A 26,915-nucleotide genomic window follows, 5' to 3' on the forward strand; every position below is an offset into this window, starting at 1 on the left:
ACCACCTTGAGGACATGGATGCGCAAATTTACTGGAACGCCGTCTCGTAGAAGCTTCTGAGCTTGCGCGAATGCAGCGTTTCCGTTGGCATGGCGGCGAGTTTCTGCACGGCGCGGATGCCGATCTGCAGATGCTGGGCAACCTGCGTGCGGTAGAACTCCGTCGCCATGCCCGGCAGCTTCAATTCGCCGTGCAGCGGCTTGTCGGAGACACAGAGGAGGGTGCCGTAGGGCACGCGGAACCGGAAGCCGTTGGCCGCTATGGTGGCCGATTCCATGTCGAGTGCGATGGCGCGCGATTGCGACAGGCGCTTGACCGGGCCCGCCTGGTCGCGAAGCTCCCAGTTGCGGTTGTCGATCGTGGCGACGGTGCCGGTACGCATGATGCGCTTCAACTCGAATCCCTCGTAACCGGTGACTTCCGCAACCGCACCTTCCAGCGCCAGCTGCACTTCCGCCAGAGCCGGGATCGGCACCCAGACCGGCAGGTCGTCGTCCAGAACGTGGTCCTCACGCACATAGGCGTGTGCCAGCACATAATCGCCAAGGCGCTGGCTGTTGCGCAGGCCGGCGCAATGGCCAACCATCAGCCAGGCATGCGGGCGCAGCACGGCGATATGGTCGGTGATCGTCTTGGCGTTGGAAGGGCCGACGCCGATATTGACCAGCGTAATGCCGGCATGGCCCTTTTTCTTCAGGTGATAGGCTGGCATCTGCGGCAGGCGGCCAAGCACCGCATCCGTGTCCGGTCTGTCGGAACCGGCGGGGGTGATGATGTTGCCCGGCTCCACGAAGGCCGTGTAGCCTTCGCCACCATTCTTCATCAACTGCCGCGCCCATGCGGCGAATTCGTCGATATAGAACTGGTAGTTGGTGAACAGCACGAAGTTCTGGAAATGGCTGGCGCTCGTTGCCGTATAATGGCTGAGGCGGGCCAGCGAATAATCGATGCGCTGCGCGGTGAACGGCGCAAGCGGCGCGGGTTCGCCGGGCACCTGATCATATTCGCCATTGGCGATGAGATCGTCGGTGTTGTTGAGATCGGGCGTGTCGAAAAGATCGCGCAACGGCACGTCGGACAGCGAGGATGCCGCCGCCGCCTCGACATAAGCGCCTTCGCCGAAGGCGAAATGCAGCGGAATGGGCGTGGCCGATTCGGCAACCGTCACCGGAACGCCGTGGTTCTTGATCAGAAGCCCCAGCTGCTCTTTCAGGTAGTGGCGGAAAAGCTCCGGCCGGGTGATCGTCGTCGTATAGACGCCGGGGGAGGTGACATGGCCATAGGAAAGGCGCGAATCGACATGACCGAAAGTGGATGTCTCGAGGCTGACCTGCGGATAACAGGCGCGGTAGCGGCCGGTAATCGGCGCACCCTTGGCAAGTTCGGTGAAGGAGTTGATGAGGAACGCCGTATTGCGTTCGTAAAGCGCGGTCAAAGCCTCAACAGCTTCTTTCGGGTCCGTGAACGTCTGCGGCGCGAAAGGCTCGGGGCTGATGAAGGAGAAGGGCGGAATCGTTCGTTTTGCTATTGTCATGGCCCATTATAGGAGGCCTATTTCGACAGGCAAGCGACAGAAATACGAAGAAACTGAAAAGAAACGGAAAAATGGCTGCGACAAAGGGCAGGCGGTGAAATCTCAGCCGAGCGCGCCGCGTTGCAGGCTCATCAGCAGCACGAAACCGGCGCCTTTGGATGCCGGGCGGGGATCTGCCTTGTAAACTGCAAGTCCCGCCACCGGGCCTAGAAAGATCGATGCCATCAGCACCAGTCTCAGTGCGGAAAACAGGCCGTTGGAAAAGCTCGTCGTCATCGGCCGGTCCTCACAGCACGACGGGGCAATTGGCGGCGGGTGCCGGGCTGTGCTGGCAGGCAAGCGCCGCACCCGCATTCACCCGCTGAAAGCTGCGGTTGGGATTAACGACGAGCGAGGCGAAGGACATGGCGAAGATCGCCATGAGAAACGCGAAGATTGCCAGCCGGCTGATCAACTTTGTCATGTCCATTCCCCTTTATTGGAGTTCATGGACAGAGTTTTGCCACACTCGGACTGAACGGACCCTGAGACCCCGGTTCATATGGTGTTCAGGGAGATTAACGGGATACTTCCAGTGTGAATTAGGGCGGTGGCTGGCTTCAGCGGCCTCAAATCGCCTGCTTTTGGATCACGCCGGAGAGGCTACCGCACGGGCTTTAAGTTCGTTGACGAGGCCATCGAATGCTTCGGGATTGGCGATGTCGACGATCGGGACGTGATGGTGTCGCGCGGATGCCAGCATTTCGGTATTTTCGCGCAGGGACCGCTCAATGAAGGCGTCCATGATCCGGCGCTGGCCCGCCGTCGCATCTTTATATCCTGCATGCGCGCGCATTCTGTCGGAGAGAAAGTCATTCTGTGCGTGAAGAAAGACCCCGGCAACCGTTCTGCCCAGCAGGGGCGCTATAAATTCCGGCCGCAATGCCGCGCCCTCGAAGACGACGATATTGCCGGTGCCTGTCTTGCTGTCGATCAGCCCGCGCACAAGCGGCCAGATATTCTGGTGATGCACCTTCAGAAACCAATGGATCGTTTCTGCCGACAGCTGCCTGTAATATTCCTCCACAGGCGTGGGTATGCCCGGCCATGGCCTCCCGGGGTGGCGTGCCAGGCTGTCGGTTGAAATTGCCTCGCAGTGGAGCTTTTCGCTTAACAGGCCGGCTAGAGTGCTTTTGCCGACATGGGACGTACCCGAAATCAGGATTATGGAAAGGGTGGCAGGCATGCGTCGCTCTTAAGAGTGTTCGTTCGGGCCGCGACGATACATCAACGGATATATGCGTTACACACGACGTCCGTCTGCGACGACGGACAGGCTGTTAAAAGCCTGTCCGCCGCATCTTATCTCACAACCGCGTCCAGGTCTGCGATTTGCACAGGATTTTCAGCACGCAGCCCTTCATGCTCAGCGAATTGCCGGAAACGGTGCCGGAGCCGCTATAGGTCTTGTCATTGGCGGGATCGGTAATATCGCCCGAATAGCTGTTTCCCTTGCCGGAAAGCTTGCCGATCTGTTTTCCCGCATGTTTGCCTGTCTTCAGCGTCACGCAGAAAGCTGCGCCGCAGGGGCCGATTACGGCTGTCTCGCCGCTCGCCGTCTTCCAGTTGCCTTCAATGGGCTCAGCAGCAAAAGCAAGGTTGCTGCCGATCAGCAGGCCTGCGGCAATCATCATCACACGCTTCATAAAAACTCCTCCGTCCATGTCGCGCTTTCTTTGCCCGTTTCGTCCTCCGCACGGGCATTCGGATAGTATTTGACGTTCACGTAAAAGGAAACAGAAAATTCCAGCTGCGAGACGGCATTTGCGTCGGTTAGGAGAGTGGGAGAGGGGCAATTCGAAAAACCGTTGTTTGGATCGTGGTGAATGAAGGGTTGAAATCCAATTCTAAAGTTTTCGTAAAATTCGCTCGAAAGTCCTTAATTTCCGCACCTCGTGATATTTAACAAAAACCCAATTTTACCAATCGTTTGCAGTTTGTTTGCGGCCCATTAATCATGCCTTTTAAGCGCCCGTTGAAAGCCTCATGACATATTGGGGTCATCAAAAGCGCAGGGAAAACCTGCCGGCCGGAAGAACAAAAAAGCCGCAAAAGACGGCAGTTCCAAAGGTTAGCCTCGACAAGAAGGCACTTGATGAAACAGGCGAGAAGACAGGGATTAAAACGATGGCACGCTTTGAAATTCGCGATATCGAAATGGCAGTTGCCGGTGGCGAAACCCGCGCCGACACCCTTTGCAATCTCGGCCTGGTCTATGCGACCGGCCGGGGATGCAAGGTGGATCTGGTCGCGGCCCACAAATGGCTCAACATCGCCGCGATCCGCGGATCGGAAAGAGCCGCTTCGCTGCGAGCAGATCTTGCCCGCAACATGACCAAGGCGGAACTGGCCGAAGCGCTGCGTGCCGCACGCGACTGGATGACGATGCACTGACGCACCTGATCCGCGACAGAATTTCCGGTCCGGTTCCCTCCAGTCCCGATGACCGGTACAAACGAAAGTAAACCCGAAGGGGAATGCGGCGAGGGCTTTGAAAAGGAGCTTTTGCGCTGACACATCAAACCGCGACCGGCAGAAACAAGGCCGGCGCGGTTTTCTTATGTCTGGCGATGTCGGTTGATGGAAAACGATTCGCGAACAGGGGTTTGTCAGAGGATGTTGAATCGATGCACGCAATGGTCGATCGCACCATATGCCGCCTGGCTCGCCATCCTCATCCCTTTGTCTGCCACGGGGATCCAGCCGGCACACGTCCGTGTGGCGAAAGACTCCTCTCAGCCCAAGGACTTGGGCTGGCTCGATTCCTGTGACAAGAACAGGAATGAGAAGGCAAGCGAAACCTCAACCCAGCGCCTTGATGACCTTCGGCAATGCCTGTTCAAAAAGATCAAGCTTGTCATCAGGTCCCACACTCACACGAATGCAGCGGTTGAGCGGCGCCACGCCCGGCATGCGGATGAACACGCCATGTTCCATCAAGCCGTCGACGATGGCGCGGGCGTAAGTGCCGTCGCGCTGGCAATCGATGGTGACGAAATTGGTTGCCGACGGCAGGGGCGAGAGGCCGTTATTGCGGGCAATCGCGGAAATGCGATCTCGAGCCACCGCAATTTTTCCAACGACGTCATGCAGATAGGCCTGATCCTTCAGTGCCGCCAATGCGCCGGCGACCGAAACGCGTGCCATGCCGAAATGATTGCGGATCTTGTCGAAGGCTTCGACATTGCCGAGCGTGCCGATGGCATACCCCACGCGGGCGCCGGCAAGCCCATAGGCTTTCGAGAAAGTCCGCATGCGCAGGATGTTCGGCTGGCCGATAAGGGCGTCGATGCTTGGCACGGCGCTGGCAGGTGCGGTCTCGCAATAGGCCTCGTCCAGAATGAGCAGGCAGGTTTCCGGCAGCGCACGGGCAAAGGCCACGACCTCGCTTGCCTCCCACCAGCTTCCCATCGGATTGTCGGGATTGGCGAAATAGACCAGCGGTGCATTTTCCCGGATGACGAGATCGAGAAGCCCGTCGAGGTTCTCGTGATCGTCGACATATGGCGTGGTCACGAGTTTTCCGCCAAAGCCGTTCACATGGTAGTTGAAAGTAGGATAACCGCCGAACGAGGTGACCACCGGCGTGCCCGGCTCAACGATTAGCCTGGCGATCTCACCCAGCAAACCATCGACACCGCCGCCAATGGCGATATTGCCACGCGAAACGCCGTGGTGGATGGCGAGTGCTTCCTTCAGTTCGAAATTTTCCGGATCGCTGTACATCCAGGTCTCGGCCGCCGCATCCCGCATGGCCATAAGCACGGATGGGGCAGGACCGAACCCGCTTTCATTGGCGCCTATCCGCGCTTCCACCTTCAGGCCGCGGCCCCGCTCGATGGCTTCCGGGCCGACGAAGGGAACGGTTGAAGGAAGAGAGACGGCAAGCGGCGTAAGACGTGAGAAAGCGGACATTGGCTGAGATTTCCAGTACCTGTTTGAAAACCCGGCACACAATAGGTGCAAAAAAACCGGACGCAAGTCGCGCCCGGTTACCGGAAGCCTGTTTTGGAACAGTTTTTTCCACCGTCGCGCCGTGAGAGAAAAACTCGGCCGCGAATCGGCCGATGCGGCTCAGACGCTGGTCTCGAAACTCAGCCTGCGCACATGGTGCAGGAATTCCGCGTCGATCAACATGTTGAATCCGATGGTGACCTTTTCCTCTTCCCTGCGGATCAGGTTGCAGCCGATCTCATCGCGAATGCCGAGAATTTCCAGATAGAAATTAGTGGGCATCTCCAGATGCGGGCTGACCTCGATCTCTGCGCCATAAAGCGAGATGCTGCGCACCAGGCAGCGCATGGTATCCTTGGCGCTGAGGTGATGCCCGATGAAGGTGATCTTTCCGGGCCGGTCGATCTGAAACTTCTCGTATTGCTCGTCCTGCGGGACGCTTTGACGGTGATCAATATGTAAAGCCATGACAACCTCCCGGATTGCCTTTTCCTGATGCCGATTTTAACGCTGCTTCCTTGCCAGTGCGTGAAGGAAATCCGCGCAATTGTCTGTTGTGCGTCTCGACATGGGCCAGACCGCCTGTCGGAAGCCGATGTTTCCCTTGAGGAAATGCACCCGGCTCCTTCCGGTTGCAAGGGTGTCGCAGTCTGGGGTGATAATGTGTCATGCTTGCACCGGGCTGGTGGCGCTGTACGGTTGACGCGGGCCGTACTTGGCGTTACGCCTGATCCCGCAATATGGCTTCGCAGGGTGCGGCAAATCTGCCCATTGGCGATTGTTCTGGGAGTGAAATGTGGCGGGAAGGCTGGTAATCGTCGGGGCGGGGCAGGCCGCTTTCGCGCTGGCGGCAAAGCTCAGGGCGCTGAAGGATGAGCGCCCCATCACCATCATCGGCTCGGAGGATGCCTATCCTTATCAACGGCCGCCACTGTCGAAAAAATACCTTTTAGGCGAGATGAGCTTCGACCGGCTGATGTTTCGGCCTGAGGAGTGGTACGCGGAAAACAATGTCGATATCCGGCTCTCCACCTTCGTGGAGGAGGTAGACCGCGCTGCCAAATCCGTTCGCATGCAGGATGGCAGCACGCTTTCCTACGACAAGCTGGTACTGGCGACCGGTGCTGCACCCCGCGAGCTGCCCGCCAGCATCGGTGGCGATCTTGAAGGTGTTCTGACCGTTCGCGACAAGCGCGATGCTGACCGGCTGTTTGAGGAAATGAAACCCGGCCGCAGGCTGCTGGTTATCGGCGGTGGTTATATCGGTCTGGAAGCGGCAGCCGTCGCCCGCAAGCTCGGTCTCGAGGTCACGCTGATCGAAATGGCCGACCGCATTCTCCAGCGCGTGGCGGCAAAGGAAACCGCCGATATCATGCGCGGCATCCATCAGGAGCACGGCGTCTCCATCCGCGAAAAGACCGGCCTCGTGCGGCTCGTCGGCATGGATGGCCGGGTGGCCGCTGCCGAGCTTTCCGATGGTTCGGTGCTTGACGTGGATTTCGTCATCGTCGGCATTGGCGTAACCCCGAACGATCGCCTTGCCCGCGAATCGGGCCTCGATGTCGGCAATGGCATCGTGGTGGATGAACACACCCGCAGCTCGGACAAGGATATCCACGCGGTGGGCGATTGCGCGTTGCTGCCGTGGCGGGGCCAGCTTGTGCGTCTCGAATCAGTCCAGAACGCGGTTGATCAGGCCGAGGCCGCCGCGCATGTACTGGCAGGCGCTGAAGTCGCCTATGATGCCAAACCCTGGTTCTGGTCTGATCAATACGAGGTAAAGCTGCAGATCGCCGGCTTCAACCTCGGTTATGACGAGACGGTGCTGCGGCCCGGCGCGCGCGAAGGCAGCTGGTCGGTCTGGTATTTCCGCGACGGGCGATTCGTGGCGGTCGACGCCGTCAACGATGCCAAGGCTTATGTTTCCGGCAAAAAACTGCTCGATACCGGCGCTGAGCCGGATCGCGCCATCCTGGCGGACCCGTCCGCCGATCTGAAATTACTGCTTTCCTGAGGACATCATGCCCGCTCCCGAAAATCGTTTCAAAACAGCCATCCACGCCGGCAGGCCGCAAATCGGCCTCTGGCTCGATATGGGTGAGGCCATCACGGCGGAAATTGCCGGAACAGCGGGTTTCGACTGGCTGGTCATCGATGGTGAGCACGGCCCAAACGATCTTCGCAGCATCATCGACCAATTGCGCGCTCTCGCCACATCGCCCGCCGAACCGGTGGTGCGTGTGCCTGTTGGCGAAAGCTGGATGATCAAGCAGCTGCTGGACGCAGGCGCCCGCACGCTTCTGGTGCCGATGGTCGATTCGGCGGCGCAAGCTGAAGATTTGGTCAGCGCGATGCACTATCCGCCGCGCGGCATTCGCGGCATGGGGGCGGCGGTTGCCCGCGCCTCAGCCTTCAACACCATAACCGATTATGCCGACAGTGCGTCCGACAGCGTGTGCCTGCTGGTGCAGGCCGAAACGCGCGCCGCGATCAATGATCTCGACAATATTCTTGCGGTGGAAGGTGTGGACGGCATTTTCATAGGCCCGGCCGATCTTGCTGCGGATATGGGCTATCTCGGCAGGCTGGACGAGCCGGAAGTGCAGGCCGTAATCGAGGCAGCGATCGTCAAGATCGTCGCGGCCGGCAAAGCTGCGGGCATTCTCACCTTCAACGAGACCTTCAATCGCCGTTATCTGGAACTCGGCGCATCTTTCGTGGCTGTTGGCGCCGATGTTACGGAGTTTTCCAATACACTGCGTGCGCTTTCCAGCCGCTACAAGGGCGGGGCAGCGCCTGCGCCATCCAAATCCGGATATTGAGTCTTAGTCATCGTTGCTGGCGTTCAGCTTTTCCGGCGGAATGCCTTCTTCGCCGGAAGCGAGATAGCCGTTATTGATGAGTGCCGCGCGGACGATGCGCTGGATAGCCTCATCCCTGTCAATGCCGTGATCTCTCGCGAAATCCGACAATGCTTCTTCAAGATCGCTGCTAAACATCATTTCCGCCCCCGGGTCGTCAATTCTCTAAAATAAATGCGAACAGGCAAGGCGGAACGTATCCCACCTTGCCTGAATTCTAGCCTCTAGTGCGGCAATCAACGCCAGCGATAAAGGCTGCTGTTCGAAGAACTCTGCTGCGTACCAGCGCCGACCGCATAACCGATCGCAAAGCCGAGTGCGCCTACGATCGTCAGCAGCGACGTTGCAGTGCCGGGGTTTTCCTTGACTGCTTCCACAACGTTCTGGCCCTGGGCGCGCACATTGCTTGCCGCCTTGCGAACGCGGCCACGAGCCTCATCCAGAAATTCGGATGCATCTTCACCAACGCCTTCCGCACGAGCGGAAACGGACTTGGAGAGAGACGAAATCTGCGAACGCAACTCCGCAATCTGGTTTTCGATCGTATCTTCGACAACATTCAGTTTGGTCTGAGCCATTAGAACACCTCTTTTTGTTACCGAAGCCAGAACGTCCCGGAAGAGAAGAAGTTCCCCAATGGCCCGCAAAGTTTCGCTGGCGGGTGTTCGGCCAACAGGTTTTTCGGCTTCTTGGCGGAAAACCCTTGCATTCATTTTTTTAAAGCAATAATCAGGCCGCACCGGAGAGGTGGCCGAGTGGTCGAAGGCGCTCCCCTGCTAAGGGAGTATACGTCAAAAGCGTATCGTGGGTTCGAATCCCATCCTCTCCGCCATTCCGGCACGAAGCCTGAAATTATAAATCTCCCTAAACAGCTACTTCTTCCCAGCAGACACCCAAAGCATGCGTTTCCGCATGCCAGTTCGTTCTTCAGCACATTTCGCGAAACTCCGGGCCCCTGCGATAAACCGCAGGATAGTGGAGAGAGCTAATGGGCCGACTCGATTCTGCCCCTCGTTTCTTGCAGGCAGTTATAAAGCACTCTGTACCCAAGTGACACACACTCGTATCCCGCGCCGTTTTCGCGACTCGTCCCATAACGCTTGCGGACGCAATCGGCCAAACAATTGAAGTGCCGGAGCCTGCGAGCCGAATCGTTGATGGGGAATCGGTGGCGAACCGCTCGGGTTTCACTGTTGTTTCTATTTGCGCACCCGGGCGCCATACTAAGGGTGGCGCCGGAGCGGGGCAAAAGTTTCCGTCGCCGTTCCCCTGCGGGGCAAGGGATCTCCGAAAAGGCCTATAGTTTAGAAAGACCTTGTTAACCGCGCTAACTAACGGATTTTCAAGTCATTTCTTAACGCATGGTAAAGCCGCCTGTGGGCCGTGTGCCCACTGTGTGCTGTTTCCGCAACAAACCGAAATGAAGCATGTACGTAAATGCGCTTTATCGGATGTTGGCGATTGCAAGCGGCGAAACCTTTTGTATTTTCACGACCAGAAGCGAGGCGGTGGATCGTTTGGCTTCTAAGAACACGGGAATGGGGCAGGGAATGCTGTCCTTCGGCAAAAGTACCCAGACCCACTTAAAAACTTTGACTGGAGGTCAATCATGAACATCAAGAGCCTTCTCATCGGCTCCGCTGCGGCTCTCGCAGCAGTATCCGGCGCTCACGCTGCCGACGCTATCGTCGCTGCTGAGCCTGAGCCCCTGGAATACGTTCGCGTTTGCGACGCTTTCGGCACCGGCTTCTTCTACATCCCCGGCACCGAAACCTGCCTGAAGTTCCAGGGTTACGTTCGTTTCCAGGTAGACTTCAAGAATGGTAACGGCACGAGCGCTGGCACCAACAACGGCGGCACGTCTGATTGGGACGCTTTCACGCGCGCTCAGTTCGAAGTTGACACCCGTACCGACACCGAACTCGGTGCTCTGCGTGGCTTCATCGGCTTCCGTGGCAATGCCGACAACGGTTCTGCTTCTGGTTCCAGCGTTTTCGTTGACCAGGCCTTCATCGAACTCGGCGGCCTGAAGGTCGGTAAGTTCTACAGCTGGTGGGACGATGGCCTTTCTGGCGAAACGGACGAGCTGTCTTCCAACGCTCTGTTCAACTCCATTCGTTACACCTACGACGCTGGCTCGTTCTGGGCAGGCGCTTCGGTTGACGAACTCGAAGGCATCTCTGTTGGTCCGTTCAACGAATCCGACAACAACGTTGGTGTTGCTCTCGGCGTTGGCGCCAAGCTCGGCGCTGCTTCCTTCCAGCTCATCGGCGGCTACGACACCGACCGCGAAAACGGCTCCGTTCGCCTGATCGCAACGGCTGACGTTGGTCCGGGCACGCTCGGTCTGGCCGGTGTTTGGGCTTCTGGCGCAAACGCTTACTACAACGTCTCCGAGTGGGCAGTTGCAGCTGAATATGCCATCAAGGCAACTGAAAAGCTGACGATCACCCCCGGCGCGCAGTACTATGGCAACTACGGCCTCGTTTCCTTCGACGACTTCTCGAACGACGACGGCTGGAAGGCTGGTCTGACGGTTGATTACAAGATCACCCAGGGCCTCTCCACGAAGATCGCTGTTAACTACGTTGACATCGACAACCGTGACGACCAGGTTACCGGTTTCGTGCGCCTTCAGCGTTCGTTCTAATCTGATCTGACATTGTCAGTGAAGGAAAGCCCGGCTCTCGAGCCGGGCTTTTTCATTTTCTGTCAATCTGCCCTCGGAAGGCGCGTGTGACGCATCACTGCAAAGGTGGTCAGCCACGATTGATTGCAGGTCTCCGAGTCCATTTTCTCTGACTGACGTCAGACGGCGTCCATGGCTGCCGATTCGTTCAGCATCTCTTGCTTGGGCGCAATATATCAAGCGGGGCGGTGAGGCGGTTCTGAGCGCTGAGCATGTCCGAATCTACAGCCCTGTAAATCGCTCTTTTGACAAGTTCGCGTGGCCTGATTGCGTCGGTATCCTGCTTGCGGGCCGAGTCTAGCTCGCGAGGAAATTTTGCCATTCCTCGTAAGTATGTGAAATAAATAAGAAATTAACGACTCATTAAGAATTGGAGTTGGGGAAATTAGAATTGTAGCTATTTCGCAACAATGCAAAACTAAGGGCACCTTACTGTCTTCCTTTTGTCACGATTGCGATTGCCTGTCCGGCCGGTTTTGGCTCTAATCATCTCCATAAGCGGCACGCATCGATTTGTGTTTCCCACTCGCTGCTTAGAAGATTAAGCGTTTGACTGGAGGTCAACCATGAACATCAAGAGCCTTTTGATCGGCTCCGCTGCGGCTCTCGCAGCAGTATCCGGCGCTCACGCTGCCGACGCTATCGTCGCTGCTGAGCCTGAGCCCCTGGAATACGTTCGCGTTTGCGACGCTTTCGGCACCGGCTTCTTCTACATCCCCGGCACCGAAACCTGCCTGAAGTTCGGCGGTTACATCCGTTTCCAGACCGACTTTAATCGTGGTAACGGTTCAAGCGCAGGCACCGCTGCTGGCGGCACGTCTGACTGGGATTCGTTCACGCGCGCTCAGTTCGAAATCGACACACGCACCGACACCGAACTCGGCGCTCTGCGTGGCTTCATTGGCTTCCGTGGCAATGCCGACAACGGTACTGCTTCTGGCTCCAGCGTTTTCGTTGACCAGGCCTTCATCGAACTCGGCGGCCTGAAGGTCGGTAAGTTCTACAGCTGGTGGGACGACGATCTGAATGGCGAAACCGACATTCTGTCCACGAACACCCTGTTCAACTCGATCAAGTACACCTACGATGCAGGTTCTTTCCAGGCTGCTATCTCGGTTGACGAGCTTGAAGGCCAGTTCGGTCAGTTTCGTTACGATCCGGATAACAACGTAGGTATCGGTGGCATGATCGGCGGCAAGTTCGGCGCAGTTTCTGCCAACTTGATTGCCAGCTACGACTTCGATGCCGAAAACGTTGCGGTGCGCGGCATCCTGTTCGCAGACGTTGGTCCGGGCACGTTCGGCCTCGCAGGTGTATGGGCTTCGGGTGACAACGCTTACTACGCAAAGTCTGAATGGGCTGTTGCTGTTGAGTATGCTGTTAAGGCTACCGACCGCCTGACCATCACGCCCGGCTTCGAATATCTGAGCAAGCTCGACGTCAACCCGGTTGATGGTGACTTCGTTGGTGACCGTGATGCCTGGACCGCTGGTCTGACGGTTGACTACAAGATCACCGAAGGTCTGAGCACCAAGGTTACCGCGAACTACTACGACGAAGATGGCGCTGACGATCAGGTCACCGGTTTCGTTCGTCTGCAGCGTTCGTTCTAATCTGATCTGACATTGTCAGTGATGGAAAGCCCGGCTCTCGAGCCGGGCTTTTTCGTTTGAGTGCGGTAAATCCTGAAAACAAAAAAAAAGCACCGGGCCTGCCGGTGCTTTGACGTGTTGAGAGTGATCAACTGATGAACCGGTGTTCTATCCCGCCCGGCCATGACGCAGGTCATCGACAATATCGGCCTGTTGCCCCAGCCTCGTCTTGTAGACCTGATAATTCTCCATCACCCGCTGCACGTAATTGCGGGTTTCGGGGAAGGGGATGCGCTCGATCCAGTCCACGACATCGTCGATAGGCTTGCCGCGGGGGTCGCCATAGCGGGCGATCCATTCCGGCACGCGTTTCGGGCCGGCATTATAGGCGATGAAGGTGAGGATGTAGGAGCCGCCGAAACTGTCGATCTGTTCGCCGAGATAATGTGCGCCGAGCGTGGCGTTATATCCGGCGTCGCTGGTCAGCATCGCCTGAGTGTAGGGCAGGCCGTGGCGTCCGGCCACGCCCTTGGCGGTTCCGGGCAATAATTGCAGTAGTCCGCGGGCATTGGCAGCGGAGACAGCGGCCGGGTTGAAGGCGCTTTCCTGCCGGGCGATGGCATAGGCAAGCGCCTTGCCGGAGCCGGCAATATTGGCACTGGCGGGAATGACACCGAGCGGATAGGCAAGGGCGGCCGCATCGATGCCCCGGCTGAAGGCCGTCTTGCCGATTTGCAGTGATACCTGATGGTTGCCGTTGCCCTCTGCCCTTGCTGCCAGAATGGCAAGCTCGCCCGGGCTGTCGAGCTGATCTGCCAATGACCTGTAGAGGCTGTCAGCCCGCCAGCCGTAGCCTGCGGCTTCCAGCCTGTCGATGGCCCGCACGGCTTCGCGGCCGGCAAATCGTTCACGGTCGGCAGCGCTCGGAGCAGGGTATGTGACGTTCAGCGTCTTTGCATCGATTCGTGCGGCGGCAAGCTGGCCGTAAAAGGTGCCGGAATGGGCAGCCGCCTTGGTGAAGAAATCGCGGGCATTGCCCGGCCCGCCCACTTCCGCCGCCCGCCCCAGCCAATAATAGGCCCGCGAGGCGGAAAGTGGCCGGTTCGAGGTCTGCAAAAGGGTGTTGAAGTGGCGTGAGGCCGTGGCGGGATCGCGCAGCGCCCGCAACGCATACCAGCCAGCATGGAATTCCGCGTCGGCAACATCGACGGCTGATGTGGCCGAATGATTGGCAACGATGCGATAGGCTTCGGCAAAATCGCCGAGATCGGCGACGCCGCGCGCGATGATTCGCCGCTCGTTCCACCACTCGCCGGGATTGACGAGTTTTGCCGTGTCCTTCGGCGCCTGCTTTAAAAGTGCTGCGGCTTCCGGATATTTCTGCTGGTTGCGGAGATTTTCGATGCGCGCGAAGAGAAAAGCAGGGTCGCTGCGCAAGTTGGCGTCAACCTTGCCCAGCAGCGCCACGGCATTGCCTGAGCGCTGCAGCACGGCGGCCCAGGCATTGTAGAGCGACTGCGCCTTGCCGAGATCACCGAAACGTTTCGCCTGGCCGATTCGGCTGCGATACATCAGATAATCCATCCGCGCCTTGTGGTCGGCGGGCGTCAGATAAGTGGGGAACTCGGCAAGAACACGGTCTTCCATGTCCTTGTCCATGCCTTCGCTCACCCAGAGCCGGCGAATGAGGCGTTGTGCTTCCAAAACCTTGCCGGAAGAGGTGAGGGCCTTGGCGAGCACAACGGTGCCCTCGGCTGTTTCCGGCCGGCCGCTGCCAAAAGCGGCAAGCACCTGGGGTGCCGGTGGATTTTCGCGGTAAAGCGCCTTTTCGGAATTGGCGCGCAGCGTCGCCGCACCTGGCCACCCCGCCAGTTCGCTCTGGGCTGTAGTGATTTCGGCGGAAGGCACGTCCTTTTGCCCGGAAATGGCAATCGCCCAGGTAAGAATATGCCGGTCGAGACTGCCTGTCTGCATGGCGTTGCGAACGGCGATGGCGCGTGTCGTGTCGCGGCTGGAAAGCGCATCCAGTCCGGCTTTAAGCTGGCTCGCATCGTCAGGCCGGTTAAGGCGTGGTATGGCGCCGGTAATTTCGGGCGAGGCCGGCATGAAGGCGGGAATAGCAGGCGCATTCGGCTTCACATAGGGAAGCGGCACGGCAGCTTCCGGCACGGGGCCGGCCAGCGCGTTCCAAACGGTCGCGGCAAGACCTGCCGCCATCAATCCCCAAACTGTCTTTTTCATACCGCTCTTCATCACTGGACGGAAACAATCGACCTTCTTGTATTGTCGTTTCATTGCAGCGGGATTGCGAAATGCGCCAGTGCGTTGCACCTATGAGTTTCGCCTCAGATCCCGCTCTGGAATCTACGGAGACTGTGCTTAACGAAACCTTACTTTCCGCTCGGCACTTCAATCAACTTTTATTCACCGGTCTGCGAGCGGCGCAAAATTCCACCGCCTCGTTTTTTGCCTGCCGCGTGAGCTTCCGCGACTGTCACACTTCCGACAATTTCGGACAAAATAGGCTGCCTTTGCGCTTGTCGGCGCCAAGGGCTGGCACTAATGTGTGCCGGTTTTAACCATCGAATGCGGCCGAAGCATGAACCGGCTCGGCGCCAGGAGCTTTGTATGTTCAAGGGATCAATTCCCGCCCTCATTACCCCGTTTACGGACAATGGTGCCGTGGACGAACAGGCATTTGCCGCCCATGTGGAATGGCAGATTGCCGAAGGCAGCAACGGACTTGTGCCTGTGGGCACGACGGGGGAATCTCCAACCCTGTCCCATGACGAGCACAAACGTGTGGTCGAGCTGTGCATCGAGGTAGCGGCGAAACGGGTTCCGGTCATCGCGGGCGCTGGCTCCAACAATACCGATGAAGCGATAGAACTTGCCCTGCACGCGCAGGATGCCGGCGCGGATGCGCTGCTGGTGGTCACCCCCTATTACAACAAGCCGACGCAGAAGGGGCTTTTCGCCCATTTTTCCGCAGTTGCGGAAGCGGTGAAACTGCCGATCGTGATCTATAACATCCCGCCGCGCTCGGTGGTGGATATGTCGCCGGAAACCATGGGTGCGCTTGTGAAGGCGCACAAGAACATCGTCGGCGTCAAGGATGCGACGGGCAAGCTCGACCGCGTCTCCGAACAGCGTATTTCCTGCGGCAAGGATTTCATCCAGCTGTCCGGCGAAGATGGCACGGCGCTCGGCTTCAACGCCCATGGCGGCGTCGGCTGCATTTCGGTCAGCGCCAATGTTGCGCCACGCCTCTGTTCCGAATTCCAGGCGGCCATGCTTGCAGGCGACTACGCCAAGGCGCTGGAGTATCAGGACCGCCTGATGCCGCTGCACCGGGCCATCTTCATGGAACCTGGTGTCTGCGGCACAAAATATGCGCTTTCGAAGACCCGTGGCGGCAACCGCAAGGTCCGCTCGCCGTTGATGAGCACGCTGGAACCGGCAACGGAAGCGGCAATCGACGCGGCGCTGAAGCATGCCGGCCTGATGAACTGACGGACACCTGAAACCCGAAAGGCGCGCAATGGGACTGCTTCGCGACAGAAGCCGTTTCGCGCGCCTTTTCTTTTCGTAACGACGATACTAAATAGAAACGTGAAAACCGCTCGTGGCGGACAAGCCGCAGGCGCAATAAGAAAAACAAGGGATTGAAATATCATGGCCCCCAAAGGCAGCCAGCGCGTGGTGAACAAGATCGTTGCGGAAAACCGCAAGGCTCGTTTCAACTACGAAATCATCGACACCTATGAGGCGGGTTTGGTGCTGACCGGCACCGAGGTCAAGGCGCTGCGCGAAGGCAAGGCTAATATCGCCGAGTCCTACGCATCGGACGAGGGCGATGAAATCTGGCTCATCAATTCCCACCTGCCGGAATATCTGCAGGCCAACCGCTTCAACCACGAGCCGCGCCGCCGTCGCAAGTTGCTGCTGAACAAGCGCGAGATCAACCGTCTGCGCGCCGGCATCAACCGTGAAGGCATGACGCTGGTGCCGCTGAAAGTCTATTTCAACGAAAAGGGCCGTGCGAAGCTGGAACTGGCACTGGCCAAGGGCAAGAAGCTGCACGACAAGCGCGAGACGGAGAAGGAACGCGACTGGAACCGGCAGAAGTCGCGGCTGCTGAAGGGCAACAACGCCTAGAGCTCATCCCTCATTCCTGCACTTGTCGCAGAAATCAAGCCGCCGCGCTTCTGCGCGGCGAGAGAGTTCTTTTCAGCCCAAGGATTTGGGCTGGCTAGATTGCTGTGACAAGCACAGGAATGAGAGCGGGGATGCTTTCGCCTCTTGAATAGACAGCTCTCACGCCGCCCTGTAAGTCCGCTCCACATAGGACGTGGACGCCGAAACGCTGAACCGGCTGACCAGTGCCGCCAGATTGGCGCTCACATCGCTCAGATTATGCGTGGCCGCGTTGGTTTCTTCCACCATGGCCGCATTCTTCTGGGTCAGATTGTCCATGCTGTTGATGGCGGCGCTGATTTCCTGAATGCCGACGGACTGCTCCTGGGCCGCCTTGGTCAGCGACGTGATATGTTCCTGAATATGATCCACCTTGTTGCCGATCGTATTCAGCGATTGCCCGGTTTTATTGACCAGCGATACGCCCTGCATCACATCCTCCGAGGATTTCGTGATGAGGGTCTTGATCTCCTTGGCGGCGTTGGCTGAACGCTGTGCCAGCTCGCGCACTTCCTGGGCGACGACGGCAAAACCCTTGCCTGCTTCACCGGCACGCGCGGCTTCCACACCGGCATTCAGCGCCAGAAGGTTGGTCTGGAACGAAATCTCGTCGATGACGGAAATGATCTGGGTGATCTTCTGCGACGATTCCTCGATGGCGCCCATCGCTTTTACCGCTTCCGTCACCACATCCCGTGACCGCGCCGCCTCGGCCGCCGAGCTTTCGACGATGGCCTTGGCTTCTTCGGAGCGCTGCGCCGAAAGTTTGGAAATGGTGGTGATTTCCTCCACGGCGGCGGCGGTTTCCTCAAGGGCTGCTGCCTGCTGCTCCGTTCTGCGGGCCATGTCGTCGGTAGCCGATGTCAGTTCGCGCGTATTGCCTGATATCTTGTTGGCTTCCTCGACGATCTGCGAGAATGCACCCGCGAGATTGCCGACCGCAGCGTTGAAATTGGCAATCAGCCCCTCGAATTGCGGTGCAGTCTTTTCATTGATGCTGGAGGTGAGGTCGCCATTCGCCAGCTTGTTCAGGGCGTTGTTGAGCAGTTCGAGAACGTGCTCCTGCTCCTTCTTCATCTGCGCCTGTTGTTCCTCGACCTTCAGCCGCTCGGCGGCAAGCACGTCGAGGTATACGGAGATCGAATAGTCCATGTCGAGAAGGGCGGCCTTGATCGTTACCGTCAGGGCGTCGTTCAGCTTCTTGGCCTTCTTTTCCTGGAAAAGGCCCTTCAGTTCCGAATTGACGACGGCTTTGACGATGCCATCAAGCATCAGCGCGTAACCGCCAATATACCATCTCGGCTCCAGCCCCAGCCTTGCATGGGTACGGCCGATGGCCGTCACGGCATCGGTATAGTCCGAGTTGAAGGTGCCGGAGGCAATTCTTGCCCAGTGTTTCATCTGCATGCCTTTAGCATGCTGGACATGCGCGTCGCTTGCAAAGAATTTCGCCGTTTCCGGCACGGAGCGCGCCTTCGCATAAAACCGGTCGAGAGAGGCGTCGAGAGAGCCTGTAATGACGCCCTTCATGTCCGAAAGGTTTTGCCGTTGCTCCTGGCCAAGCCCCAGAAAATTAAGTCTTTCGTCGAGTTGTTGATTGGTTTTTACTTGGCCATGCATGTCTGAACATCCTGATTTGACACCGAAATCATGTCGTTGGTGCCGTTGGGTGATTTAGACACGTCTAAAATTAACCAAGATATAATTTTGACTGGCCGAATTTGATGTTTGTTAATTTTAAGAGGAATTTTCCGGCAGGAATACACGGTTGTGGCGCCAAACAAAAACGCGCCCGCCTTGCAGACGGACACGTTCTCATTAGGTCGGCGGCTTAAAAACCGGGATCAGATCGTTTCGGGGCTTTCGACGTGCCGGGCAGGGCGCTCGTTCGGGTCACGCCCGATTTCGGCCTTCAAAGTCATGAGATCAATGAAGTGATCTGCCTGCCTGCGCAGATCGTCGGCGATCATTGCGGGCTGCGTTGCCATGGTGGACACCACGGAAACCTTGCGGCCCTTGCGCTGAAGCGCGTCCACCAGCTTGGTGAAATCGCCGTCACCGGAAAACAGAACCAGATGATCGACGGTCTCGGACTGTTCCATGGCATCGACAGCAAGTTCGATATCCATGTTGCCTTTGATCTTGCGGCGACCGAGCGCGTCGGTGAATTCCTTCGCCGGCTTCGTCACGACCTTGTAGCCGTTATAATCCAGCCAGTCGATCAGAGGGCGGATCGAGGAATATTCCTGATCCTCGATCAATGCGGTGTAATAGTAGGCGCGCAGCAGGTATCCGCGCTTCTGAAACGCCTTAAGAAGCTTGCGATAGTCGATATCGAACCCCAGGCTTTTAGATGCTGCATAAAGATTGGCTCCATCTATAAAGAGCGCAATTTTCTCCCGTGGATCGAACATTCCATCCCATTCCTTTTTTGGAAAGGCCATTATCTGGCTTTTATTTCCGGTCGCAAATGCGAAAAATCATGTCGTATCAACGAATTTTGCGTAGCGCCGTTGCGTTTTAAGTAAGGTAACTTCACCCGTATTCCAAGACAATTCTTCTAGACATTTTGTTCATCAGACGCCAAACAAGGGCAATAAGGTGCCAAAAGACGCCAAAGACAGGAAAAACTTGAATTCCGCGGCCAATGGCTGTATCGGAAGCTGGAAGGCTTCGTCGCGAGGAATCCAAAGCGTTTTTCGCAAGGCACGAAGCGCAGATTCAATAGGTTAGAGCATCCCTTGTGCATCCTCAAGAAAGCACGGCGCTCTGATCCACGACATTACGACTCGCAAAGGACAGGCAATGGCCCGCGTCACAGTTGAAGATTGCATTGATAAAGTAGACAACCGTTTCGAGCTGGTCCTTCTCGCCAGCCACCGTGCGCGCCAGATTTCCCAGGGCTCGTCCATCACGGTTGACCGCGATAACGACAAGAACCCGGTCGTCGCTCTGCGCGAAATCGCCGACGAGATGCTTTCGCCCGACGACCTCAAGGAAGATCTCATCCATTCGCTGCAGAAGCATGTGGAAGTGGACGAGCCCGAGCCCGATCCGGTTACGCTGGCAGCCTCCGCTACTGCCGATGGCGAAGAGGACGACCAGCCGGAAACCGTTACTTTCGACCAGATGTCGGAAGAAGAACTGCTGGCCGGTATCGAAGGCCTTGTGCCGCCGGAAAAAAATGACGACTATTGATCTGACTTTATGACGCCATTGGCAGGCGGTGGTTACCGTCTGTCAATATTTGCCGTCATAATCTGATCCCTATTGATGCAGCATTGTGCGCCGACCCCAAGGTTGGCGCGCTTTCTTTTTGTGGAATATCGCATGATGCGGCAATACGAACTCGTTGAGCGGGTTCAAAAATATAAACCGGATGCGAATGAGGCCCTGCTGAACAAGGCCTATGTTTATGCAATGCAGAAACATGGCCAGCAAAAGCGGGCCAATGGCGACCCCTATATCTCGCATCCGCTGGAAGTTGCCGCCATCCTGACGGAAATGCATCTCGACGAATCGACCATCGCGGTGGCGTTGCTGCACGATACGATCGAGGATACCACCGCTACCCGCGCTGAAATCGACGAGCTGTTCGGCGAGGATATCGGCAGACTGGTGGAGGGGCTGACCAAGCTCAAGAAACTCGATCTCGTCACGCGCAAGGCCAAGCAGGCCGAAAACCTGCGCAAGCTGCTGCTTGCCATTTCCGACGACGTGCGCGTTCTTCTGGTGAAGCTGGCCGACCGCCTGCACAATATGCGCACCATGGAATATATGCCGGCGGACAAACGCAACCGCATTTCCGAAGAAACCATGGAAATCTATGCGCCGCTGGCCGGCCGCATGGGCATGCAGGACATGCGCGACGAGCTGGAGGACCTGTCCTTCCGTTACCTCAATCCGGAAGCCTATGAGACGGTGACCAACCGCCTTCAGGAACTGGAAACGCGCAACGAAGGGCTCATCAAGAAGATCGAGGACGAGCTGCGCGAGCTTCTCGTGGCGAATGGCCTTCTCGGCGCCAGCGTCAAGGGGCGTCAGAAAAAGCCCTATTCGGTGTTCCGCAAGATGCAGTCGAAATCGCTCTCTTTCGAGCAACTGTCCGACGTCTACGGCTTCCGCATTCTGGTGGACGATATTCCTTCCTGCTACCGGGCGCTCGGCATCGTCCACACCCGCTGGCGCGTGGTACCCGGTCGCTTCAAGGACTATATCTCCACGCCGAAACAGAACGACTATCGTTCCATCCACACCACGATCGTTGGCCCTTCGCGCCAGCGTATCGAGTTGCAGCTGCGCACCAAGCGCATGCACGAAATCGCCGAATTCGGCATTGCCGCCCATGCGCTCTATAAGGACGGCGAAAACGGGGAGGGCGATCTGCTCTCGCCGGAGAGCAACGCCTATTCCTGGCTGCGCCACACCATCGAATCGCTGGCAGAAGGCGACAGCCCGGAAGAATTCCTCGAACACACCAAACTGGAACTGTTCCAGGACCAGGTGTTCTGCTTCACACCCAAGGGCAAGCTGATTGCGCTGCCGCGCGGCGCGACGCCCATCGATTTCGCCTATGCGGTGCACACCAATATCGGCGACACCACAGTTGGCGCCAAGATCAACGGCCGGATCATGCCGCTTGTGACCCGGCTCAACAACGGCGACGAGGTGGAGATCATCCGCTCCGGCGTGCAGGTTCCGCCCGCTGCATGGGAAGAGGTGGTGGTGACGGGCAAAGCCCGCTCGGCCATCCGCCGCGCCACGCGCATGGCCATTCGCAAGCAATATTCGGGTCTCGGTTACCGTATTCTGGAGCGCACTTTCGAACGTGCCGGCAAGGCCTTCTCGCGTGACGCGCTAAAACCCGTGCTGCATCGTCTGGCGCAGAAGGATGTGGAAGACGCTATCGCCGCCGTCGGGCGCGGCGAGGTCTCCTCGCTCGACGTGCTGCGTGCAGTCTATCCGGATTATCAGGACGAGCGCGTGACGGTGAAGATGACCGGCGACGACGGCTGGTTCAACATGCGCAGCGCTTCCGGTATGGTCTTCAAGATCCCCGGAAAGTCGCGCTCCGTTCTGGAAGACGATGGCGCAGCCGAAATGCTCGATGGACCGGACCCGCTGCCCATCCGTGGTCTTTCCGGCAATGTCGATGTGCATTTTGGTGCCGCCGGTGCCGTTCCGGGTGATCGCATCGTCGGCATCATGGAAAAAGGCAAGGGCATCACCATCTATCCCATTCAGGCGCCGGCGCTGCAGCGTTTCGACGATGAGCCGGAGCGCTGGATTGATGTCCGCTGGGATCTTGATGAGGCGAACAAGTCGCGCTTCATGGCGCGGGTGATGATCAACGCGCTGAACGAACCCGGCACGCTCGCCTCCGTGGCGCAATCGATCGCGACGCTGGATGTCAACATACGCGCTCTGAATATGGTCCGCATCGGCACGGATTTCTCCGAACTGGCGCTGGATGTCGAAGTCTGGGATTTGCGGCAACTCAACCAGCTGCTGTCGCAGCTGAAAGACCTCGATTGCGTATCCACGGTCAAACGTGCCTTCGATTGAGGCATTTTTGATCATTCACACATTCCAAAAGGCCGCTGTTATGCATTGGATGCATGGCAGCGGCCTTTTACTGTCTCTGGTCGCGCATGTGGTTTGCGACTATCTTCCTTTCAGAAATTGAAAACGGAAAACGCGGCGTGCCGGTGGTCCTGCCCCGATGAGAAACGCCATTTCCAAACTGAAAGGACATGAAATCATGTTTACTCCGCTTCGCAAGATCGCCCGTGCAGTTCGTGGCAAGACGACCCAGGAACGCGAATTCGAATATCTCAGCGGCTCCGTGTCGAATGTCGACCTAGAGTTCCGCCAGCGCGAAATCGACCGCGGCCTGTTCCGCCGGTAATGCACTCAGCGCATGGCAGCCGTTCGCCATGCGTATGGGACTTGGAAGGTGGGTGGCCGTTATCGGTAAGCTCCTTCTCGTGTCTCGTAAGGCTGTGTGAATGCGCGCTACGAACGGGCGTTTACCGCTGTCCGGTCCAAATGATAGGACATGCTGCTTTTGAAACGAATTTGACGGCGAGAGGTGCTTGTTTCCTCGACGTCATCCTTGGCGCGTCCCAGGGAGCTGATAACCTTGCATTCAATCAATCGTTTGCAAATCCTCGGGACAAGCCTGAGGATGAGGTCAGAGTGTTCGGCAAGGTTCGTATACTCGGTTGTGCCACGTGGCGTGGGCGGAATTCCAGCTAAAGGCCGGAATGACGGGGAAAATATGCCTGCAAAAGAAATCCCCGTGTCGTATACGATGCTCTTGGCTCAGCCGGGGCGATGAAATAGACTGCCCTCATGCCGTTTCGCCGCCGTGAACCCGTTGGTTTTTCAGAGAAGATTCGTGACCTCTTTTGGCCGCGCACGGGATTTACCCGTTCGCTGCGCTATATGAAGCTGCGTCTCCTGCGGTTGTCTGCGTCTCCGCATTCGATTGCTGCCGGTGTCGCGCTCGGTATCGGCGTGGCGTGGACACCGTTTCTCGGCGTGCATATCATTATCGCCATGGCGCTCGGTTTCCTCATGCGCGTCAATCTCGTTGCGGCAGCACTCGGCACCACATTCGCCAATCCCCTGACATTTCCGTTCATCTGGGCGTCCACCTGGGAACTCGGGCATTTCCTGCTCGGACGACAGAAGGAGGCGGGGGTTGCGCATGTGGATTTCGTTGCGCTGTTCAGCCACCTCGAATTCCGGCAGATATGGAGGCCGGTGCTGGAACCCATGACCGTCGGTGCGCTTCTGCCCGCGGCCGTGAGCGCGGTCATCGCCTATATCACCGTCTACAGCCTCATCAGCGGTTTCCAGCGCCGCAAGATGGAAAATCTCGCGCATCGCGCCGCCAATAAAAACGCGTCTCTGGAGATGTTGAAATGATTCTTGGATTGGGCAGCGACCTGATCGATATCCGCCGCGTCGAACATTCGCTCACCCGTTTCGGTGAACGTTTCACGCACCGCTGTTTCACCGATATCGAGCGCGCCAAGTCCGATGGCCGCAAGAACCGCGCGGCATCCTACGCCAAGCGTTTCGCCGCCAAGGAAGCCTGTTCAAAGGCGCTCGGAACCGGCCTTGCGAACGGCGTTTTCTGGAAGGATATGGGGGTCGTCAATCTGCCGGGCGGCAAGCCGACCATGGCGCTCACCAACGGTGCCGCAGAAAGGCTGGCGGCCATGCTGCCCGCCGGTCACCGCGCCAATATCCATCTGACCATCACGGACGATTACCCTTACGCTCAGGCATTTGTGATTATCGAGGCGCTTCCCGTGAGCGACTGAGACTGGGGGCTGCCGCATTGGCGGCCTATTTGCAGGCGTATGACAGAAGCGCTTCCCTTCCGGCTGGAAAGGTTCTAGAGAAGTCGCAGAAATATGAAAGCGTCGCTGGCTGCGTGAAAAATTGCTTCACCCCGCCGCAGTCGCGAGCAACAACGGCCCGGACGCCTCCGTCAAATCGCAGGAACCGGTAAACAATCAGGCAGGTCTTTAAGTGTCCGAAAAAGCTGAAAAGAAGCAGAACGCCCTCTGGGAAAACGTCAAGGTCATCATTCAGGCGCTGCTGCTGGCCATGGTCATCCGCACCGTGCTGTTTCAGCCCTTCACGATCCCTTCAGGTTCGATGATGCCGACGCTGCTGGTAGGCGACTATCTTTTCGTCAACAAGTTCTCCTACGGCTATTCGAAATATTCGCTGCCCTTTTCGCCGAACCTGTTTTCCGGCCGTATCCTCGAATTCAGCAAGCCCAAGCGCGGCGATGTTGTGGTCTTCCGCCTGCCGCCCAATCCTGAAGTCGATTACATCAAGCGTCTCGTCGGCTTGCCGGGTGACCGCATCCAGGTGACGAACGGCGTGCTGTTCATCAACGGCCAGCCGGTTCCGAAGCAGCCTGATGGCACCTTCACCTCCGATTACCGTGCCGATCCGGGCGCCAATGTACCGGTGTTCCGCGAAACGCTCGATAATGGCGTCACCTTCGACACGCTCGACCAGTCGCCCGATTCGCGCGGCGACAACACCCGCGAATTCCTGGTGCCGGAAGGCCATTATTTCATGATGGGCGATAATCGCGACAACTCGCTCGACAGCCGTTTCGACGTCGGTTTCGTGCCGGAAGAAAACCTGATCGGCCGCGCCAGCGTCATCTTCTTCTCGCTGGGCAATGACACGCCGTTCAGCCGCATTTGGGACTGGCCGTCCAACATGCGCTGGGACCGTCTCTTCAAGGTTGTGGGATGAGCAAGACCAAGCCGCTGTCGATTGCGGAGATTTCCCGTCTCGAAGCGTTGATCGGATATGAATTCAAGGAAAAGGCCCGGCTCGACCGGGCCTTGACCCATGCGAGTGCCCGTTCCGCTGCAGCGGGCAATTACGAGCGGCTGGAGTTTTTGGGCGACCGCGTTCTCGGCCTTTGTGTTGCCGAGCTGTTGTTCTCCACCTTCCGCAACGCCAGCGAAGGGGAGCTTTCGGTTCGCCTCAACCAGCTTGTCAGCGCCGAATCCTGCGCCGCTATCGGCGACGAAATGGGCCTGCATAATTTCATTCGCACCGGATCGGATGTGAAGAAGCTGACCGGCAAGGCGATGCTGAACGTGCGCGCCGATGTGGTCGAAAGCCTGATCGCCACTCTCTATCTGGATGGTGGTCTGGAAGCATCCCGCAAGTTCATTCTGAAATACTGGCAGGGCCGCGCAACGCGCGTGGATGCCGGACGCCGCGATGCCAAGACTGAATTGCAGGAATGGGCGCATGCCAGATTTGCGGTTACGCCCGCTTATCGGGTTGACGATCGCTCCGGACCGGATCACGATCCCAGCTTCACCGTGACGGTGGAAATTCCCGGCGTGAAGCCGGAAACCGGCGTCGAGCGTTCCAAGCGCGCAGCCGAACAGGTGGCAGCAACCAGATTGCTGGAACGCGAAGGCGTCTGGCAGAAAAGCTCCACCTAGAACTGAGCGCCCGAAAGATAGTGGCGCTAAAATCGAGCGCATGGCGAGCCTTGTGGCCGCATGTTGAATACCTCAGACCTTGAATGGATATCATGACCGATCACGAAAACCCCGCCGTTGCCGGCGAAGACATCGCCCTTCCGACCCGCTCCGGCTTCGTGGCCCTCATCGGCCCGACCAATGCCGGCAAGTCGACGCTGGTCAACAGGCTGGTGGGTGCAAAAGTTTCGATCGTCAGCCACAAGGTACAGACGACGCGCGCGGTGATGCGCGGCATCGCCATTCACAAAAATGCGCAGATTGTTTTCATGGACACGCCCGGCATCTTCAAGCCGCGCCGCAGGCTCGACCGCGCCATGGTCACTTCGGCCTGGGGCGGAGCGAAGGATGCGGATCTCATCCTGCTGCTGATCGACAGCGAACGCGGCCTGAAGGGTGACGCGGAAGCGATTCTCGAGGGGCTGAAGGATGTTCCGCAGAAGAAAATCCTCTGCCTCAACAAGATCGACCAGGTGAAGCGCGAAGACCTGCTGAAGCTTGCTGCCGCCGCCAATGAGCACGTGACCTTCGACCGGACCTTCATGATTTCGGCCACCAACGGCTCGGGCTGCGAAGACCTTATGGATTATCTGGTCGATACCCTGCCGGAAGGTCCGTGGTATTATCCGGAAGACCAGATTTCCGATCTGCCGATGCGCCAGCTCGCCGCCGAAATCACCCGCGAGAAGCTGTTCCTGCGTCTGCATCAGGAGCTTCCCTACGCCTCGCATGTTGAGACGGAGAAGTGGGAAGAGCGCAAGGACGGCTCCGTGCGCATCGAGCAGGTGATCTATGTCGAGCGCGACAGCCAGAAGAAGATCGCTCTCGGCAAGAACGGCGACGCGATCAAGGCGATCTCCACCGCCTCGCGCAAGGAACTGTCTGAAATCCTCGAACAGCCGGTCCACCTCTTCCTGTTCGTCAAGGTTCGCGAAAACTGGGGCGACGACCCCGAACGTTTCCGCGAAATGGGCCTGGAATTTCCGCGGGGATAAGGCACATCCGGTT

At 57.9% G+C, this 26,915-nt stretch carries 27 protein-coding genes and 1 tRNA gene; 16 read left to right on the forward strand and 12 right to left on the reverse strand.

The genetic code is table 11. From position 1 onward, the window contains the following. Nucleotides 1–28: 28 nt before the first annotated feature. From amn to ACZ5A6_RS03535, 5 genes are all read right to left on the reverse strand, one after another. Nucleotides 29–1,534: an AMP nucleosidase gene (amn, locus tag ACZ5A6_RS03515; RefSeq protein ID WP_003512205.1), complete on the reverse strand. Its 1,506-nt coding sequence runs from the start codon at nucleotides 1,532–1,534 to the stop codon at nucleotides 29–31. A 102-nt stretch (nucleotides 1,535–1,636) separates the two neighbouring features. Continuing rightward, nucleotides 1,637–1,810 carry a hypothetical protein gene (locus tag ACZ5A6_RS03520; protein ID WP_003509979.1) on the reverse strand — a complete coding sequence of 58 codons (174 nt, stop codon included), beginning with the start codon at nucleotides 1,808–1,810 and terminating at the stop codon, nucleotides 1,637–1,639. 10 nt (nucleotides 1,811–1,820) lie between these two features. Next, nucleotides 1,821–2,003, reverse strand: a complete 183-nt coding sequence (locus tag ACZ5A6_RS03525; protein WP_013635780.1) for a hypothetical protein — start codon at nucleotides 2,001–2,003, stop codon at nucleotides 1,821–1,823. A 159-nt stretch (nucleotides 2,004–2,162) separates the two neighbouring features. After that, nucleotides 2,163–2,759, reverse strand: coding sequence for a P-loop NTPase family protein (locus ACZ5A6_RS03530; RefSeq protein WP_003512208.1), 597 nt, complete (start codon nucleotides 2,757–2,759; stop codon nucleotides 2,163–2,165). A gap of 121 nt (nucleotides 2,760–2,880) precedes the next feature. Further along, nucleotides 2,881–3,219 carry a DUF2147 domain-containing protein gene (locus ACZ5A6_RS03535; RefSeq protein ID WP_013635782.1) on the reverse strand — a complete coding sequence of 113 codons (339 nt, stop codon included), beginning with the start codon at nucleotides 3,217–3,219 and terminating at the stop codon, nucleotides 2,881–2,883. A 481-nt stretch (nucleotides 3,220–3,700) separates the two neighbouring features. Here ACZ5A6_RS03535 and ACZ5A6_RS03540 point away from each other — a divergent pair, with 481 nt between their 5' ends. Further along, the gene (locus ACZ5A6_RS03540; RefSeq protein ID WP_003496982.1) at nucleotides 3,701–3,967 is read left to right on the forward strand and encodes an SEL1-like repeat protein; all 267 of its coding nucleotides are present in this window, start codon (nucleotides 3,701–3,703) and stop codon (nucleotides 3,965–3,967) included. 408 nt (nucleotides 3,968–4,375) lie between these two features. Here the strand turns inward: ACZ5A6_RS03540 and ACZ5A6_RS03545 are convergent, their stop codons facing one another. Both ACZ5A6_RS03545 and ACZ5A6_RS03550 read right to left on the reverse strand, forming a co-directional pair. Continuing rightward, a complete protein-coding gene (locus ACZ5A6_RS03545) occupies nucleotides 4,376–5,488 on the reverse strand; it encodes a pyridoxal phosphate-dependent aminotransferase (RefSeq protein WP_464111046.1) in 1,113 nt (370 codons plus the stop codon). 159 nt (nucleotides 5,489–5,647) lie between these two features. Continuing rightward, on the reverse strand, nucleotides 5,648–5,995 hold the full coding sequence (locus ACZ5A6_RS03550; protein WP_013635784.1) for a hypothetical protein: 348 nt from the start codon (nucleotides 5,993–5,995) through the stop codon (nucleotides 5,648–5,650). A gap of 328 nt (nucleotides 5,996–6,323) precedes the next feature. Here ACZ5A6_RS03550 and ACZ5A6_RS03555 point away from each other — a divergent pair, with 328 nt between their 5' ends. Together ACZ5A6_RS03555 and ACZ5A6_RS03560 are read left to right on the forward strand one after the other, a co-directional pair. Next, entirely contained in the window at nucleotides 6,324–7,541 is a 1,218-nt protein-coding gene (locus ACZ5A6_RS03555; protein ID WP_174061509.1) for an FAD-dependent oxidoreductase, read from the forward strand. A 7-nt stretch (nucleotides 7,542–7,548) separates the two neighbouring features. After that, on the forward strand, nucleotides 7,549–8,349 hold the full coding sequence (locus ACZ5A6_RS03560; protein WP_038490437.1) for an aldolase/citrate lyase family protein: 801 nt from the start codon (nucleotides 7,549–7,551) through the stop codon (nucleotides 8,347–8,349). A 3-nt stretch (nucleotides 8,350–8,352) separates the two neighbouring features. Here ACZ5A6_RS03560 and ACZ5A6_RS03565 read toward each other — a convergent pair whose 3' ends face one another. After that, entirely contained in the window at nucleotides 8,353–8,529 is a 177-nt protein-coding gene (locus tag ACZ5A6_RS03565; protein ID WP_164876626.1) for a hypothetical protein, read from the reverse strand. 95 nt (nucleotides 8,530–8,624) lie between these two features. Continuing rightward, nucleotides 8,625–8,966, reverse strand: coding sequence for a hypothetical protein (locus ACZ5A6_RS03570; RefSeq protein ID WP_003512218.1), 342 nt, complete (start codon nucleotides 8,964–8,966; stop codon nucleotides 8,625–8,627). 163 nt (nucleotides 8,967–9,129) lie between these two features. Here ACZ5A6_RS03570 and ACZ5A6_RS03575 point away from each other — a divergent pair. The 3 genes from ACZ5A6_RS03575 (at nucleotide 9,130) to ACZ5A6_RS03585 (ending at nucleotide 12,690) form a co-directional block, all read left to right on the forward strand. After that, nucleotides 9,130–9,220: transfer RNA gene (locus tag ACZ5A6_RS03575), tRNA-Ser, on the forward strand. A 777-nt stretch (nucleotides 9,221–9,997) separates the two neighbouring features. After that, the gene (locus ACZ5A6_RS03580) at nucleotides 9,998–11,038 is read left to right on the forward strand and encodes a porin (protein WP_003512221.1); all 1,041 of its coding nucleotides are present in this window, start codon (nucleotides 9,998–10,000) and stop codon (nucleotides 11,036–11,038) included. A gap of 605 nt (nucleotides 11,039–11,643) precedes the next feature. Continuing rightward, entirely contained in the window at nucleotides 11,644–12,690 is a 1,047-nt protein-coding gene (locus ACZ5A6_RS03585; protein WP_003512223.1) for a porin, read from the forward strand. Between the two features lie 147 nt (nucleotides 12,691–12,837). Here the strand turns inward: ACZ5A6_RS03585 and ACZ5A6_RS03590 are convergent, their stop codons facing one another. Further along, a complete protein-coding gene (locus ACZ5A6_RS03590; RefSeq protein ID WP_174061508.1) occupies nucleotides 12,838–14,910 on the reverse strand; it encodes a lytic transglycosylase domain-containing protein in 2,073 nt (690 codons plus the stop codon). A 387-nt stretch (nucleotides 14,911–15,297) separates the two neighbouring features. Between ACZ5A6_RS03590 and dapA the strand changes: the two genes are divergently transcribed. Together dapA and smpB are read left to right on the forward strand one after the other, a co-directional pair. Next, nucleotides 15,298–16,182, forward strand: coding sequence for a 4-hydroxy-tetrahydrodipicolinate synthase (gene dapA / locus ACZ5A6_RS03595; protein ID WP_003512226.1), 885 nt, complete (start codon nucleotides 15,298–15,300; stop codon nucleotides 16,180–16,182). Nucleotides 16,183–16,344: 162 nt separating this feature from the next. Continuing rightward, complete coding sequence (gene smpB / locus ACZ5A6_RS03600; protein WP_003512228.1) at nucleotides 16,345–16,827, forward strand: SsrA-binding protein SmpB; 483 nt, start codon at nucleotides 16,345–16,347, stop codon at nucleotides 16,825–16,827. Between the two features lie 159 nt (nucleotides 16,828–16,986). On the opposite strand, the gene ACZ5A6_RS03605 is transcribed toward smpB, so the two are convergent. Next, a complete protein-coding gene (locus ACZ5A6_RS03605; RefSeq protein ID WP_111795937.1) occupies nucleotides 16,987–18,486 on the reverse strand; it encodes a methyl-accepting chemotaxis protein in 1,500 nt (499 codons plus the stop codon). Between the two features lie 224 nt (nucleotides 18,487–18,710). Next, complete coding sequence (locus ACZ5A6_RS03610) at nucleotides 18,711–19,280, reverse strand: LabA-like NYN domain-containing protein (protein ID WP_013635795.1); 570 nt, start codon at nucleotides 19,278–19,280, stop codon at nucleotides 18,711–18,713. A 391-nt stretch (nucleotides 19,281–19,671) separates the two neighbouring features. Here ACZ5A6_RS03610 and rpoZ point away from each other — a divergent pair, with 391 nt between their 5' ends. From rpoZ to era, 8 genes are all read left to right on the forward strand, one after another. Beyond that, nucleotides 19,672–20,064, forward strand: coding sequence for a DNA-directed RNA polymerase subunit omega (gene rpoZ, locus ACZ5A6_RS03615; RefSeq protein WP_003512234.1), 393 nt, complete (start codon nucleotides 19,672–19,674; stop codon nucleotides 20,062–20,064). Between the two features lie 132 nt (nucleotides 20,065–20,196). Further along, nucleotides 20,197–22,431 (forward strand): RelA/SpoT family protein, encoded by a 2,235-nt coding sequence (locus ACZ5A6_RS03620; RefSeq protein ID WP_464111047.1) that lies wholly within the window; start codon nucleotides 20,197–20,199, stop codon nucleotides 22,429–22,431. 196 nt (nucleotides 22,432–22,627) lie between these two features. Then, nucleotides 22,628–22,774: a hypothetical protein gene (locus ACZ5A6_RS03625; protein WP_003496944.1), complete on the forward strand. Its 147-nt coding sequence runs from the start codon at nucleotides 22,628–22,630 to the stop codon at nucleotides 22,772–22,774. Nucleotides 22,775–23,220: 446 nt separating this feature from the next. Further along, complete coding sequence (locus tag ACZ5A6_RS03630; protein ID WP_003512239.1) at nucleotides 23,221–23,799, forward strand: DUF2062 domain-containing protein; 579 nt, start codon at nucleotides 23,221–23,223, stop codon at nucleotides 23,797–23,799. Continuing rightward, a complete protein-coding gene (acpS, locus tag ACZ5A6_RS03635) occupies nucleotides 23,796–24,200 on the forward strand; it encodes a holo-ACP synthase (RefSeq protein ID WP_003512241.1) in 405 nt (134 codons plus the stop codon). The genes ACZ5A6_RS03630 and acpS overlap by 4 nt, the downstream gene beginning before the upstream one ends. Nucleotides 24,201–24,411: 211 nt before the next feature. Continuing rightward, nucleotides 24,412–25,158: a signal peptidase I gene (lepB, locus tag ACZ5A6_RS03640; RefSeq protein ID WP_003512243.1), complete on the forward strand. Its 747-nt coding sequence runs from the start codon at nucleotides 24,412–24,414 to the stop codon at nucleotides 25,156–25,158. After that, nucleotides 25,155–25,868 (forward strand): ribonuclease III, encoded by a 714-nt coding sequence (rnc, locus tag ACZ5A6_RS03645; protein WP_003512245.1) that lies wholly within the window; start codon nucleotides 25,155–25,157, stop codon nucleotides 25,866–25,868. Before lepB ends, rnc begins: the two co-directional genes overlap by 4 nt. A gap of 83 nt (nucleotides 25,869–25,951) precedes the next feature. Continuing rightward, complete coding sequence (gene era, locus ACZ5A6_RS03650) at nucleotides 25,952–26,902, forward strand: GTPase Era (protein WP_013635798.1); 951 nt, start codon at nucleotides 25,952–25,954, stop codon at nucleotides 26,900–26,902. Nucleotides 26,903–26,915 lie beyond the last annotated feature (13 nt).

Source organism: Agrobacterium sp. 6Ca8, assembly GCF_055382765.1.